Origin of the sequence: Phenylobacterium sp., from assembly GCF_035944335.1 — a bacterium.
Lineage (GTDB): Bacteria > Pseudomonadota > Alphaproteobacteria > Caulobacterales > Caulobacteraceae > Phenylobacterium.
The window spans coordinates 1-14,376 of record NZ_DASZBG010000025.1 but is presented as its reverse complement, the minus strand read 5'-3'; the positions used below and the strand labels follow the sequence as shown (position 1 = coordinate 14,376).

Below are 14,376 nucleotides of genomic sequence, written 5' to 3'. Positions count from 1 at the left end.
GGGATGCGCCCGCCCGCCGCAAACGGCGCCCTGTCTAGCCCGATGCGCGGCCTTGGCCTAGCTGGCGGCTGCTAGTTCGCCCCGCTCAGGTTCAGGCGGATCGCCACGTGCACGACGCCGCCTTCCACCGGCTCGGCGTCGGCCGACCAGAGGTTCATCCGCATGGTCGAGGCCAGCTTCACCGCCGCCTGCGAGAAGCCGAGGCCGTCGGGATCCGCCGCCTCCGGCGCGCAGTCGGTCATCGAACCGTCGGCGGCCACCACGCACTTGGCGACGCCGCGGCCGCTGGTGACGCCCTTGGCCGCGGCCTCGGGCGGGAACAGCTTGGGCGCCTGCTCGGGATCGACCCCGGCCAGCCAAAGGGGCGCATTGACCGTGCGGTCGACGATGGCGGCGGGCGGCGGCAGGCGGATCGGGATGTCCACCTCGATCGGCGCGTTGTGCGGGGCGTATTTCATCGCCTCGGCCGAGACGCGGAACTTGCTCGCCAGCGTCAGCGCGGCCTTGGCGAAGTCGTGTCCGACCGGATCTTCCTTGGCGATGGAACAGTGGATCACGGCGCCGGTCTTGGTCACCTCGCAGTGGGCGACCGCATAGCCCTCGGCCCCGCCGCCGCGGCCCGGATAGGCCCTGGCCAGGTCGTCGAAGGTGGGCGCGGTCACCCAGACCGGATGGTTCATCATGGTCACGCGCCGCATGGCGATCGGATTGTGGCTCATGATCAGCTTGGTGGAGTCGAGGTCGCCGCCCTGAGATTCCAGGTCCTGCAGGTTGTTCTGCGGATCGGGCGCCTTGAACTCCAGCGCGATGTTCAGGGTGGCCGCCATGGGCGCGCCGTCCGGGCCCTTGGGCGGGGTGATCTTCAGCGTCGGCTGCAGCTGCAGGGCCGCGGCCCCGAAGCCGCGCCCCTGCGGCGACTCGTAGGCCACGCGGCACCGCTCGGCGAGACCATGGGTGTCGACGTAGCAGCGCAGCGTCACGTGGGCGTTGGCCCGCGCCTCATAAGCGGAGGCCGGCCACACCGAGACCCTCTGCCCGCCGATGGACTCGTCGTCGGCGTCCAACTGGATGCTCACGTCCGCCGGCGGAGCCTCCCTGGGCTGGGCGGTGACGGTCAGCGGCGACACCACCTTGGGCGGCGGCAGCGCCGGATCGGCGACGGCTGCCGCCGCGGCCAGGATCAGTGACAGCATGGGTCCCTCCCCGGTCCATTCCACGCGTGGAGACGCGAACTTCGCACAGGGACTTTCCCTTGGGTAGCGCCGGTATCCCTACGCGCCGTCGTGTCGCGACCGCCAGGCCGCATCGCGTTTCAGCCGCGCCTGGAGATCGAGGCGCTTGGCCAGGCTGTCGTAGGCCTTGCGGGCGCGGCGCTCGATCCGACGGCCGAGCGGCGTCCAGGCCGGGTTCTCGAAGCGGTCCTGCCCGATGGTCGAATTGAACGCCGGGTTCGGCAGGACAGGCCACGGACGCACGCCCAGGATATCCAGCCCGTGGCGCCACGAGCGGTTCATGGCCACGTCCACCGGATAGCGGATCGGCCGGCCGTATCTCAGGAAGCGCTCGGCGCCTTGGCGGGTGATCACATAGGCGAGGTTCGAATTGACCACATTGTGGTGGCGCACCAGCGTCGAGGCCTCGGTCAGCGGCACGATGGGCGTGAACGGCTTCACCTGAGGCTCGCTGATCCCGAGCTTGATCATCTCGTAGGGCGGCAGGACCTTTTCGGCGAGCGCGGCCAGCACGGCGGCCAGCTCCTCCCCGGCCAGCAAGTCGTCTTCCATGACCAGCGCCTGGGTCAGGTCCTGCGCGACGATCGTCTCCAGCACGGCCAGGTGGGAGAGGTAGCAGCCCACCTCGGCCTTGCTCAGCGGCTTGGGCGCGCGGCGCAGCCGGCCGGGCTCGTCGACGATGGCGGCGATTTCGGCGTCGGACATCGTCCGCCCGTCCACCGCCTCGACAAAGGTCGGCGTCAGGCCGACGCGGGTCAGCTGCGCGTCGCAGGCGGTGCGGCGCTCGCCGCTGGTCTTCAGGTTGATGACGAAGATCGGGTGCGGCCACACGGCGCTGGGGCTCAAGCTCAGGGCTCGAGGCTGACCACGCCATCCGGCGTGCCGATCAGCGCCAGGTCCGCCAGATCCAGGAACAGGCCGTGCTCGACCACGCCGGTGACGCTCTTGAGCGCCGAGGCGAGGGCCGCGGGGTCCTCGATGCGGCCGCAGGCGATGTCGTAGATCACATTGCCGCTGTCGGTGTGGAAGGTCGCCCCGTCGCGGGCCCTGAGCCTGGGCGCCGCGCCGATGTCGCATTCGGTGAGCGCGTCGCAGATCCGCAAGGACGTGCTCTGATGGCCGAAGGCGACCACCTCGACGGACAGCGGGAACTGGCCCAGCACCGGCACGCGCTTGGCCGCGTCGGCGATGGTCACGCAGCGCCTGGAGGCTTCCCAGACCAGCTTCTCGCGCAGCAGCGCCCCGCCGGCGCCCTTGATCAGCGACAGGCCGGGCCCGATCTCGTCGGCGCCGTCCACGGTCAGGTCGATTTCGCGCACTTCGCCAAGGTCCGCCAGTTTGAGCCCGAGGTCGCGGGCGAGGTCGGCGGTGGCGACTGAGGTCGAGACGCAGATGACGTCGAGCCCGCGCCCGGCCAGCGCCTTCACGAACCAGACCGCGGTCGAGCCGGTGCCCAGGCCCACCACCATGCCGGCCTCGACCAGGCCCGCGGCCGCCTCCCCGGCGGCGCGCTTCTGCGCATCGGCGTCGCTCACGTCTTTCCTTTCTTCGCCCGCTCGGCGAGCTTGCGCTTGCGGAAGGCCGCAGCCCAGCCGGCCTTCTCGATCTGGCCGCCGCGCTCCAGGGCCAGCGCGTCCTTCGCCACGTCCTTGGTGATCACCGAGCCGGAGCCGGTGTAGGCGCCCGCCCCCACCCGGATCGGCGCCACCAGCGCGGTGTTGGAGCCGACGAAGGCGCCCTCGCCGATGTGGGTGTCCCATTTGTCGAAGCCGTCGTAGTTGCAGAAGATGGTGCCGGCCCCGATGTTCGCGCCCGCCCCCACCGTGCCGTCGCCCAGATAGGAAAGGTGGTTGGCCTTGGCGCCCTTGCCCACCGCGACCTTCTTCACCTCGACGAAGTTGCCGATGTGGGCCTCGGGCCCGATGTCCGCGCCCGGCCGCAGCCGCGCATAGGGCCCGATCAGGGCGCCTTCGCCGACGCGGGCGCCTTCCAGATGCGAGAAGGCCCGGATCACCGCCCCGGTCTCGACCTTCACGCCGGGTGCGAAGACCACGAACTGCTCGATCATGGCGCCGGGCGCCACCTGGGTGTCCCAGCTGAAGTGCACCGTCTCCGGCGCCAGCATGGCCACGCCTTCGGCCAGGAAATGGCCCCGCAAGCGTTGCTGGAACACCGCCTCGGCGTGGGCGAGCTGCATGGGCGTGTCGCAGCCCATCACGGCCGCCTCGGGCGCGGTGTGGCTGCGCACCAGCCCGCCGCCGGCGACCGCCAGCCCGACGATATCAGTGAGATAGTACTCGCCCTTGGCGTTGTCGTTGCCGACCCGGCCCAGCAGGTCGAAAAGCCTGGCGCGGTCGACCACCATCATGCCGGCGTTGCAGCAGCGGACGGATTTCTCCTCCGGGCTCGCGTCGCGCGCCTCGACGATGCGGATCACGTGGCCGTCGGCGCCCTTGATCACCCGGCCGTAGAGCAAGGCATCGCTCGGCTCGAAGGCCATCATGGCGATGTCGGCGCCGTGGGCGCGCAGCGCGAACAGCGGCTCCAGGTCCTGCGGCGTGAGCAGCGGCGCGTCGGCGTAGGTGATCACCACGTCGCCGTTGAAGCCCGCGAGCGCGTTCTGGGCGGCCAGCACGGCGTGCGCGGTGCCGAGCGGCGGGTCCTGCACGGCGACGGCCGCCTCCCCCAGCCGCTCGGCCACCCGCTGCCGGACCTCAGGGCTGTGGGTTCCCACCACCACCACGATGCGTTCGCAGCCGGTGGCCTCGACGGTGTCGATCATCCGGTCGAGCAGGGTGCGGCCGCCGACCGTGTGCAGCACCTTGGGCGTCTTGGATTTCATCCGCGTGCCCTGGCCGGCGGCCAGGATGACGGCGGCGCGGGCGGTCATGCGGACATTTCCTCCAGGCGAGTCAGCGACGTGGCCGCCATCGTTACCAAGCCTTGTGGCCGGGGGCGAGAAGCGGCTAGCGTCGCCCACCAAGTTCCCGGGGGATTCCAATGACCAACCGCGTCCGCTTCGCCGCCCTGATGTCCGCCTGCGCGCTGGGCGCCGTCAGCACGGCCTGGGCCGCGCCGCCCCCGCCGTCGCAGAAGGACCTCGAGGCGCGCTTCGACGCCCAGATCAATCCCGCCGAGATGGGGGCCTGGCTGAAGCTGCTCTCCGCCGAGCCGAACCACGTGGGCTCGCCGCACGACAAGGCCAACGCCGACTGGATCGCAGCCCAGCTGAAGTCCTGGGGCTGGGACGCCCGCATCGAGATGTTCTGGGTGCTCTATCCGACCCCGATCAGCGAGGCGCTGGAGCTGGTCTCCGGGCCAGGCGCCGGCTTCAAGGCCACCCTGCAGGAGCCGCCGATCCCCGGCGACGAGTCATCGTTGCGGGGCCAGGCGACGGCCCTGCCCGCCTATGTGGCCTTCCAGGGCGACGGCGACGTCACCGCGCCGCTGGTCTACGTCAACTACGGCATGCCCGCCGACTACGACGCCCTGCAGCGCCTGGGCATCTCGGTGAAGGGCAAGATCGTCATCGCCCGCTACGGCCAGGGCTGGCGCGGGCTGAAGCCCAAGCTCGCCCAGGACCACGGCGCGGCCGGCTGCATCATCTATTCCGACCCGCGCGACGACGGCTATTCCACCGACGACGTCTATCCGAAGGGCGCGGCCAGGCCGCCGCACGGCTTCCAGCGCGGCTCGGTGGCCGACATGACGCTCTATCCGGGCGATCCGCTGACGCCCGGCATCGGCGCCACCAAGGATGCCAAGCGGCTCGACCGCAAGGACGCCCCGACCATCCTGAAGATCCCCACCCTGCCGATCTCCTACGCCGACGCGCAGGTGCTGCTGGGGGCGCTCGACGGTCCGGTGGCGCCGCCGGCCTGGCGCGGCTCGCTGCCGATCACCTACCACACGGGCGGCCAAGAGGGCGCTTCTGGGGCGCAGGTCCGGCTGGCGGTGAAGTCCGACTGGTCGCTGAAGCCCCTCTACGACGTGATCGGCGTGCTCAAGGGACGCGAGAAGCCCGACGAATGGGTGATCCGCGGCAACCACCACGACGGCTGGGTGATGGGCGCGTCGGATCCGCTCTCCGGCCAGATCGCGTTGCTGGCCGAGGCCAAGGCCATGGGCGTGCTCGAGAAGTCCGGATGGCGGCCGAAGCGGACCATCGTCTACACCAGCTGGGACGGCGAGGAGCCGATGCTGCTGGGCTCCACCGAGTGGGCCGAGACCCATGCCGACGAGCTGAAGGCCAAGGGCGTCGTCTATATCAACTCCGACAGCAACGCCCGGGGCTTCTTCCGCGCCGAGGGCAGCCACGACTTCCAGCACTTCGTGACCCAGGTCGCCAACGATGTGCAGGACCCGGAGACCGGCGTCTCCGTCGCCCAGCGAGCCCGCGCCAGGCTGGCCGTCAGCGCCAGCGATCCCGGCGCCAACGAGGAGACCCGCGCGCTTGGCCGCGCCGCGGCCGATCCGACCAAGGACCTGTTGCTCGGTCCGCTTGGCTCGGGCTCCGACTATTCGGCCTATCTGCAGCACCTCGGCCTGCCGGCCATCGACGTCGGCTACGGCGGCGAGGGCGAGAGCGGCGGGGTCTATCACTCGCTCTACGACGACTACGAGCACCACAGCCGCTTCGTGGATCCGGGCTTCGTCTATGACGCGACGCTGGCCAAGACGGTCGGGCGGATGGTCATGCGGGTCGCCGACGCCGACCTGCCGGTGCAGCGCTACGGCGATTTCGCCGACACCGTCGGGCGTTACCTGGACGAGGTGAAGAAGCTCGCCGACGCCAAGCGCGACGAGGCGGCCGCCCAGGCCAAGCTGCTGGCGTCCGGCGCCTACAAGCTGGCCGCGGACCCGACCATCTCCAGCGGCCCGCCGACCCCCTTCGAGGCCTCTCCGCGGCTGGACTTCGGGCCGCTGGAGGGCGCGGTGGCGCGGCTGAAGACCAGTGCGGCTGGCTTCGACGGCGCCCTCTCCGCCAACGGCGAGGGGCTCTCCAAGGCCCAGCGCGACCGGCTGGACGCGGTGATCCGGCCGCTCGACCAGACGCTGCTGCGCGAGGAGGGCCTTCCTTTCCGGCCCTGGTACAAGAACATGGTCTATGCGCCCGGCCGCTTCACCGGCTATGGCGCGAAGACCTTGCCGGGCGTGCGCGAGGCCATCGAGGAGCGAAGGTTCGCCGACGCTGTGACCTATGTCGCCCTGACGGCCCAGGCGTTGAACGCCTATGCCGGCCAGCTCGACCGCGCCACCGCGATCGTGAATGGCAGATGACCTGACCGCGCTCGCCGGCGCGGTCATCGTCTTCGACCTCGACGGGACCCTCGTCGACACCGCGCCAGACCTGGTGGGCACGCTGAACGTCCTGCTCGGCGAGGAGGGGCTCGCGCCCCTGCCGATGAGCGAGGCGCGGCCGCTCATCGGCCATGGCGCGCGGCGGCTGCTGCAGCGCGGGTTCCTGGCGGCCAACGCGCCGCTGGAGGCCGAGCGGCTGGGCAAACTCTTCGACCGCTTCATCGCCTACTATTTCGCCCACATCGCCGACGAGAGCCGGCCGTTCCCGGGCGCGGTGGAGGCGCTCACCGCCATGGGGGAGGCCGGCGCGAAGCTGGCGGTCTGCACCAACAAGCCGACCAACCTCTCAACCACCCTGCTCGACGCCCTCGACATGAGCCGCCTGTTCGACGCGGTCGTGGGCCCCGACGCCGCGCCCGCCGCCAAGCCCGATCCCCGGCACTTCGAGGCGGCCGTCCGAGCGGCCGGCGGGAGGCTCGAGAGGTCCGTGATGGTCGGCGACGCGGCCACCGACGCAGGCGCCGCCAGGGCGGCTGGAGCCCCTCTGATCCTGGTCAGCTTCGGCTACACCGAGACGCCGGCGGCCGAGCTTTCGCCGGATATCCTGATCGACCACTTCGACGAGCTTCCGCAGGCCTGCGTGCGGCTGCTCGGCGCTTGCGACGCGTAGGCCGCCACGCTATACGCCCGACCCTTCCTGCCCGCCGTCAGGCGAAGCGGGAACCGGTTCGCCGCCCGGACGGCGGGCCAAGCCTAAATTGAGCGCAGTCCGGGCGCAAAAGTGGGACCACTTTTGCTGACCGCGCTCCGGAGGATGCGTAGCTCAGCGGGAGAGCACCTCGTTCACACCGAGGGGGTCACAGGTTCAATCCCTGTCGCATCCACCATTTTCTACTTATAATTCAATCAATTGGGGACTGACCCTCCGTTCATTGGAGCGGCGGTTGCGTGATTGGGGGGCAAACCGGGGGCAAGTCGTCCGCGGTCGCGCGGTTGGTCACGTCCGTCTTCGTGTCCTTCGCGAATCGGCGGGACCGTTCAGGCCAGCGATTTTTCTTAGAGGTTGCGCGTCCATCACGCGCCATAAGCAGATCTTGGTACCTTCTTCGGACGCCTACTTTGCGTTCCTAGGGCTTCCACCAGGTCCTCTCTGCGGCTGCCGCCCGCTGCGCCGCGCCCGCGAAACGGTCGCGGATCTGATCGAGCTTGTGGTTCGCGCCTTCAAAGAAGTGAGTGAGCCTGTGCGGCTGGCAGGAAGTCAGCATCGCTTGCACCTCGGCGTGCGTCGTGCCGAGGGAAGCCATCGCAGCTTCCGCGCGCTCTAGGCGCTGCCGCCCGCGATCCGACAGCCATAGGCCACTAGGGCCGAGCAATAGGTCGTTGCTCGCTTTCAGCTTCTCGACGACAGGCGTGAAGGTGAAGAGGATCGGAAAATCCTCATCGCGGACGGCTCTCATAACGTGCAATTCGTCGGGGCTCATGGCGGGTCTCCTGTTCGAGGAGCCCACTATGCCACCGCGCCAACCGGGCTTACGGCAAGTGAAATGTTCGCCTGCTCGGTAGGCCAAGGCGACGAGGCACAAGTCGTTGGCCGAAACCGACGCGACGGCAGAGTCCGTCTGGGGCAAACTCCCCGAAGGGGAAAATCGAAATGCCGTCTGACGGATGAACAGGGCCGCGTGTTCGGCGTCGTGTGCTCGTCGTTCTCAGGTGAACATACGACTTCCTACGGCTCTCTCCTGGCTCCAGCTATGGGCATGACCCTCACGGTGCGTCGACCGGATGGGAGCGACGATCACGCATTCCTCTGGGAATTGGTCGAGGGCGGAGCGATGTCGGTCGCTGATCGCGAGGTAATTCACGCCGTCCGAAAGGAGGACGAACTCGTGCTCTCGTTTGCCAACATCCGAGCGAATTTCCGCTTGGGCAGCTAGCCGAAGCCACCACGCCTTGAGCGCAGCTGCAGGTCTGCGCGGCTTGACCACTTCGTACTTCGCGAATGGGCGGGGGGCGGGCTTTACGAGACGCGGATCCGACGTGCGTGTCTGCCGGCCCGGCTCGGCCCAGGCCTGGAGATCTTCGCCGTGGACGCACCCGACGTACCGAACCAAACGTCGAACCCAAAAGAACTGACAGCCCTTTCCGGTTGACGGGAACAACCAACACAACTCCGCAGTTGGCTGTGCTGTGAGAGGGCAGAAATATGGCCACAGCACGGCAGGTAGATGGCGGGCCATGTCGACGTGTTCGTCGGTCCTGGCAAAGCGCCGCGCCTATTCTTGCCACCGTCGCATCGCTGCTGCTGACAAATTGCGGGACTGAATCCCGCGGTCTGCATCAACAGCCCCGCTCGGATGTTGGCCCCCGAGGCGCTGGCCCCCAGCCGGTGGCTCCTACAGCCGATAGCGCCGAAACCGCCAAGCTCCGCCAGTTATCCAGCGGCCAATTGCGCTCCCTAGTCGGCACGGGGGTCACGGTCACCTTTAAGTCTTCGAACTGGAGTCCCGAATTCTATTGTGACGGGACATACGCATTTGCCAGCCATCCGGCCAACATGGACGGCGAATACCACATAGATTCGAACGAAATCTGCTTCCGTTACATCCGAAGAGAACTCTGCTTCCCAGTCTTTAGGGACGCATCTGGACGGCGGCTGTTCTCCCGCAACCCCTTTTTGGCAGCGGCTTCGCCGACCTCCCTGGAGGAGATCGCGGTCACTCCCAACTCAAATCACCGGTGCGCTAACGGAGGTTGATCATGGGCTGGGCGGCAGATCACGTACATTTCTACGATAGTAATTCAGACCACTGGAACATCAGTCCGGACCCTAAGGGGGCCATATCGTCGCTATCAGACGCAAACCAGCGGCAGCAGATTCTAGATGCGATAGATTTGCTGCACACAAAATCCCCAGAATTGCTTGACTTCGCGACGGCCAATGGCCAGATGATCAACATCGCCTACGCCGCCGGACCTTTAGTAGCCTTCACTCAGCCGTTTAATACATATACATTATACATCGGTCTTCGGCTGCCTGACATTACAGACCTAAGATACATCAACACGACAGGTGATTTAGTCGCCGCCAACTTGTCTCTGGTCATAGAGCACGAGCTCGCCCACTACATCGGGAGAGGCGACGATCCTTCTGATCTTACGGCGACAGATCTCAAGGGTCCGGCGGTGGAGGCTCAGAATCAGGCGGCGCTCGACCTCGGACTGCCGGATCTGCAGCAGGCCTCATACAATGCGTCGACCTTCGTTGGCACCACTCGGTACGACCAACTCCCGTCGCATAGCCTGACAAATGGAAACCCCATCGCCAACGCGATATTCGGAGATGTACCAGAGCAGAGTACCAATGACCTGATCGACCTAAGCCATCGGGGCGATACCCCGGGAGACCTTGTCTTGGGGTTCACCGGAGATGACACCCTCATCGGCACGGCCGGTAATGACTATCTCTACGGCGGGTCGGGAAACGACAGCCTCTCGGGCGGCCCCGGTAACGATCACTTGGACGGTGGCCCTGGGAACGACACCCTCGATGGCGGCCCCGGCGATGACACCATCCAGGGCGTCGAGCCGAACGATGTCATTCAAGGTCATGACGGGAACGACTCGATCACGATGGCCACGGCATCGAGCGGCGGCGCTGGCGGCAACATCGCCGGTGGGTCCGGCGACGATCAGATCACCGGATCGCTCGGCGACGACAGCATCGAGGGTGATGATGGAAATGACGTCCTTCGCGGAGGCGGCGGTTCCGACACGATATCCGGTGGCAACGGCGACGACCTGATCGTCATCGACGGAAATTCCGCCCAGGACTTCTCAACGGGTGACCAGGTCTCTGACGGGGCCGGCAACGACACCTTGGTCTCCGACGGCACCGGCTATGAAACCTTCAGCGGCGGCCCCGGCGACGATGTTTACCAGGCCGGGGTTCCGTATGGCTTGGGTGCGGCCATCATCCATTTTGGCGTCGGCGACGGTCATGACCGAATTGCAGACACCATCCGGCATCTTTCACACGCAACAGATTCAACCTGGGAAACCGATGATTTCCTGGGCGTATTGGTGTTCGATGGACTAAAGCACGACGATGTTGAAATTAAGTACTCATTCCAGATAGTCAATAACGCATTCCCCGTCTCGGATTTCTTCTGGGGCGATGGTGATATAACGTTCGTTATAAAATCCACAGGGGAAACGTTTGACCTTGGGTTCCGAGACAATTTCTTCAATGACAACGCTTCGGATGGCACGCCCTGGGGATTCGACGACGAGAATACATTTCAGTTCGCGGATGGTTTTTTCCACCTGGACGATATTGCAAGAGATGGTGGGCTGATCGCGACGCAGGACGGCGGCGGCTTCTATATTGGGAATTCGAACGGAAGCGCTTCCGCAGTCGACGGTCAGAATACCAATGACGTCGTGGTTGGAGAGTCCGGCGACGACACGTTGACTGGACACGGCGGCGACGACACCCTCTCGGGCGGCGCGGGCGACGACACCTACGTCTATATCTCCGGCGACGGGAACGACATCGTCCGAGAAGGAAGTGGCGGCGGAAACGATACGCTGAAACTCGAGCAGGTCGCCGTGGCTCGGGTCACTTACGAGCGCGACGGCCAAGACAGTCTCATCCTACACATTGCGCCGTCCACGGCGGGAGGGACTGACGGGGGCTCGGTTAAGCTCCTCCAAGGTCTGGATCAGGCAAATAGCGCCGGCGTAGAGCAAATCCAGTTCGACGATGGCACCATTCGGAGCGTCACCGACATTCGGGAGAGCTTCCTCACCGGTACGGCAGGCAACGACCAGATCGTCGGATTTACCGCCAACGACACGATCACCGGGGGCCTCGGTGACGATACTCTAGAAGGCCGCTGGGGAGACGACACTTATGTGTGGATGAGGGGGGACGGTAACGATGTCATAGTTGATCAGGGCGGAAGAGATGACTCCGACACGCTTCGTCTCACCAACGAGGTTTCTTCGGGAGTTTCGCTCGCGCGCTCAGGCGCCGATCTGATCGTCACCATTTCAGCCACCGGTGAGCACATCCAGGTGACTGGCCAGTTCGACTCCTCGGACTCGGATGGCATCGAGGTCCTGCGTTTCTCCGATGGGAGCTCCCTGGATCGAGCGCAGATTGCGTCTGCCACAGGCCAAGGGGGCGGCAGCTCTGGTCAGGTGATCAACGTCAGCTACCCGGACGAGACCGGCGTGGGCGGCTCGGGCGACGACACCGTCAACGCGGACCAGGCCGCCGACACCCTGACCGGCGGCGGCGGAGCCGACCACTTCGTGTTCAGCGCCGAGCCGTGGGCGATCGCGCACATCACCGACTTCCAGGTCGGGACCGACAAGCTCGACCTCTCCGGGATGTTCTCCGCCGCCGGCTACACCGGTTCCGACCCCGTGGCCGACCACTACATCGTGCTTGGGAGCGACGGGAACGGCGGCACCGAAGTGTTCTTCGACCCGGACGGCCCGGGGTCGGCTCACCAATGGCCCGACAACATCATCGATCTCGAAGGCGTCTCCCCCACGGGTCTCACCTGGGCCCAGCTGTCGGGCCAGGCAGGTTCGGGAGGTTCATCGGCCGCGATCGCGCTCAGCACCACCTCGGTCACCCATCCCGAGGGCAACTCAGGGCTGACCGCCTTCACCTACACCGTCACCCGAACGGGCGACACCTCCGGCGCCTCGACGGTGGATTGGTCCGTGGCGGGCTCAGGCGCCCACCCGGCCAGCGCCGATGACTTCGACGGCGGCGCGCTGCCGTCCGGGTCGCTGACCTTCGCGGCCGGAGAGACCAGCAAGACGATCACGGTCAACGTCTCGGGGGACACGACGGCGGAAAGCGACGAGGGCTTCACCCTGACGCTCGCGAACCCGACGGGCGCAACCCTTGGGACCTCGACCGCGGCCGGCACGATCACCGACGACGACACCGCCGGCGGCTCTGGCCAGGTGATCAACGTCAGCTACCCGGACGAGACCGGCGTGGGCGGCTCGGGCGACGACACCATCAACGCCGACCAGGCCGCCGACACGCTGACCGGCGGCGGCGGAGCCGACCACTTCGTGTTCGCCCACGAGCCCTGGGCTCCCGCCCACATCACCGACTTCCAGCTCGGCGCCGACAAGCTCGACCTGTCCGGGATGCTCAGGGATGCCGGCTACACTGGCTCCGACCCGATCGCCGATCAATACGTGGTTCTGATGTCCGACGGTAACGGCGGCACCAAGATCCTCTTCGACCCCGACGGCACTGCCAGCGGTCATCAGTGGCCCGACAACATCATAGATATCGAGGGAGTGGACCTGACCACCGCCGATCCCGCAGGATGGCTCATCCATTGAGCTTTGCCGCTTGTGCCGGGCTTGGTCTTCCTTCTCCGCCCGCCGCCGCTCGGCGCGTTGCATCAGGCGGCGTCCCCAGGTGTCGGGCGCGGAATCGCCCAGCGACCCGAACATGGCCAGCCCCTCGCCTGGAGTGAACGCGCCGCGGTTGAGGACCAATGCCGGCTCCAGGGAGAACCGGTCGGGGTCCTTCAGCCAATCGGCGTGGTATTCGAAGGCGACGGCTTCGCTGCCGCGTCGCGCTTGGCGATAGAGCGTGCCCACCCGCTTGCAGCCGCCTTGCAGATCGATATGGACTTCGATGTCAGGCATCGGGCGCTCGGCGCGATCGCAGACGGACCCGCTGTGGCAGATTTTCGTCCGCGAGCGACAGGCCGACCTCGTCCTGATTGGGCGCGGCCAACTCGCCCAGGCCATCGATTAGGCCCAAGGCCTGCAGGACGGCGGCGTAGATGCCGATCGCGACCATGGAATCGCCGGCCTCCACCTTCTGCAGCGTCTGGCGGGTCGTGAAGGCGCGTTCGGCCAGGATCTCCATGGTCAGCCGGCGACGCCGCCGCGCATTTCGGATATCCTCACCTAGCTTGCGCAATGCACGCCGCGCTGTGATCGAAGGGCGGTGGAGAGTCGGCATAATGTTATCTTCAAATTACGTTATATGGATTTAGTGTATTCGTATGATTACATTAAGATTGAATTGACCGCCAGCCCCTCTGGCTCCCACGCGAAGCTTCTCCTGAGGCGCGGCGGCGTCGATGTCCGGGCGCGGCGGTAGCTGGACCGATGGCGCGGAGCGCGACCCTGCGCCTGTTGCGAAGAGCGGCCCGGAGGGGTTAGCTCAAGGACATGTGCCACCACGACGAGCAGCCCCATCCCGGACTCAAGGGCGCGGCCCTGACGGCGTCGCTGCGCGCAGCCGAGCTGCGCTGCCTGCGAAACGAGGAGCAACTCACCAAGCCGCGCAAGCGGGTGCTGCAGCTGCTCCTGCAATCGGACGCGCCCATGAAAGGCTACGACCTCATCGCGGCCTTCGCCACGGACGGCAAGCCGACCGGTCCGCCGACCGTCTACCGCGCGTTGGAATTCCTCGGCCGCATGGGGCTCGTGCATCGCCTGGAAAGCCTCAACGCCTTCGTGGCCTGCCGGCTCGAGGATGCCGAACACCGGGCGGCCTTCCTGATCTGCGACTGCTGTGGGACGACCAAGGAGTTCGAGCCGAGCCTGGCGGCCGCGGGGGACGCGGCGAAACAGCTCGGCTACACGCTCCACTCGATCACCATCGAGGCGCATGGACGCTGCGCGGCCTGCAGCGCCTGAGGCGGACGGGGACAAGCCAGGCTTCGCGGTTGCAACGTCACGGTCCGATTGGCGCCGCATTTGGTCGACAGAAGGCGATTTCGGGGACGCGAGACGATCGATGCTGAAGGTCTGGCTTCTCTGGCCTCGAAACGTCATAACATATCAC

At 66.7% G+C, this 14,376-nt stretch carries 10 protein-coding genes, 1 tRNA gene and 1 pseudogene; 5 read left to right on the top strand and 7 right to left on the bottom strand.

Annotation, left to right across the window (positions count from 1 at the left end; translation table 11 throughout):
- Positions 1–71: 71 nt before the first annotated feature.
- From VGT80_RS05670 to glmU, 4 genes are all read right to left on the bottom strand, one after another.
- Entirely contained in the window at positions 72–1,193 is a 1,122-nt protein-coding gene (locus tag VGT80_RS05670; protein ID WP_327453713.1) for a TonB family protein, read from the bottom strand.
- A 78-nt stretch (positions 1,194–1,271) separates the two neighbouring features.
- A complete protein-coding gene (locus tag VGT80_RS05665) occupies positions 1,272–2,078 on the bottom strand; it encodes a glycosyltransferase family 25 protein (protein WP_327453711.1) in 807 nt (268 codons plus the stop codon).
- Between the two features lie 2 nt (positions 2,079–2,080).
- Positions 2,081–2,701, bottom strand: a complete 621-nt coding sequence (gene rpiA / locus VGT80_RS05660; protein WP_414693894.1) for a ribose-5-phosphate isomerase RpiA — start codon at positions 2,699–2,701, stop codon at positions 2,081–2,083.
- A 62-nt stretch (positions 2,702–2,763) separates the two neighbouring features.
- Entirely contained in the window at positions 2,764–4,122 is a 1,359-nt protein-coding gene (gene glmU, locus VGT80_RS05655; RefSeq protein ID WP_327453707.1) for a bifunctional UDP-N-acetylglucosamine diphosphorylase/glucosamine-1-phosphate N-acetyltransferase GlmU, read from the bottom strand.
- A 110-nt stretch (positions 4,123–4,232) separates the two neighbouring features.
- Between glmU and VGT80_RS05650 the strand changes: the two genes are divergently transcribed.
- The 3 genes from VGT80_RS05650 (at position 4,233) to VGT80_RS05640 (ending at position 7,420) form a co-directional block, all read left to right on the top strand.
- Positions 4,233–6,512 (top strand): transferrin receptor-like dimerization domain-containing protein, encoded by a 2,280-nt coding sequence (locus VGT80_RS05650; protein ID WP_327453705.1) that lies wholly within the window; start codon positions 4,233–4,235, stop codon positions 6,510–6,512.
- Complete coding sequence (gene gph, locus VGT80_RS05645; RefSeq protein WP_327453703.1) at positions 6,502–7,203, top strand: phosphoglycolate phosphatase; 702 nt, start codon at positions 6,502–6,504, stop codon at positions 7,201–7,203. Before VGT80_RS05650 ends, gph begins: the two co-directional genes overlap by 11 nt.
- Positions 7,204–7,345: 142 nt before the next feature.
- Positions 7,346–7,420: transfer RNA gene (locus VGT80_RS05640), tRNA-Val, on the top strand.
- Positions 7,421–7,660: 240 nt separating this feature from the next.
- On the opposite strand, the gene VGT80_RS05635 is transcribed toward VGT80_RS05640, so the two are convergent.
- Positions 7,661–8,014 carry a hypothetical protein gene (locus VGT80_RS05635; protein ID WP_327453701.1) on the bottom strand — a complete coding sequence of 118 codons (354 nt, stop codon included), beginning with the start codon at positions 8,012–8,014 and terminating at the stop codon, positions 7,661–7,663.
- Between the two features lie 1,276 nt (positions 8,015–9,290).
- Between VGT80_RS05635 and VGT80_RS05630 the strand changes: the two genes are divergently transcribed.
- Complete coding sequence (locus tag VGT80_RS05630) at positions 9,291–12,911, top strand: type I secretion C-terminal target domain-containing protein (protein WP_327453829.1); 3,621 nt, start codon at positions 9,291–9,293, stop codon at positions 12,909–12,911.
- 39 nt (positions 12,912–12,950) lie between these two features.
- On the opposite strand, the pseudogene VGT80_RS05625 reads toward VGT80_RS05630, so the two are convergent.
- Both VGT80_RS05625 and VGT80_RS05620 read right to left on the bottom strand, forming a co-directional pair.
- Positions 12,951–13,223 (bottom strand): annotated as a pseudogene (locus VGT80_RS05625) (HipA N-terminal domain-containing protein); the annotation flags it as partial.
- Complete coding sequence (locus VGT80_RS05620; protein ID WP_327453699.1) at positions 13,216–13,449, bottom strand: hypothetical protein; 234 nt, start codon at positions 13,447–13,449, stop codon at positions 13,216–13,218. The pseudogene VGT80_RS05625 and the gene VGT80_RS05620, both read right to left, overlap by 8 nt.
- 308 nt (positions 13,450–13,757) lie before the next feature.
- Between VGT80_RS05620 and VGT80_RS05615 the strand changes: the two genes are divergently transcribed.
- A complete protein-coding gene (locus VGT80_RS05615; protein ID WP_327453697.1) occupies positions 13,758–14,228 on the top strand; it encodes a Fur family transcriptional regulator in 471 nt (156 codons plus the stop codon).
- Positions 14,229–14,376: the final 148 nt, after the last annotated feature.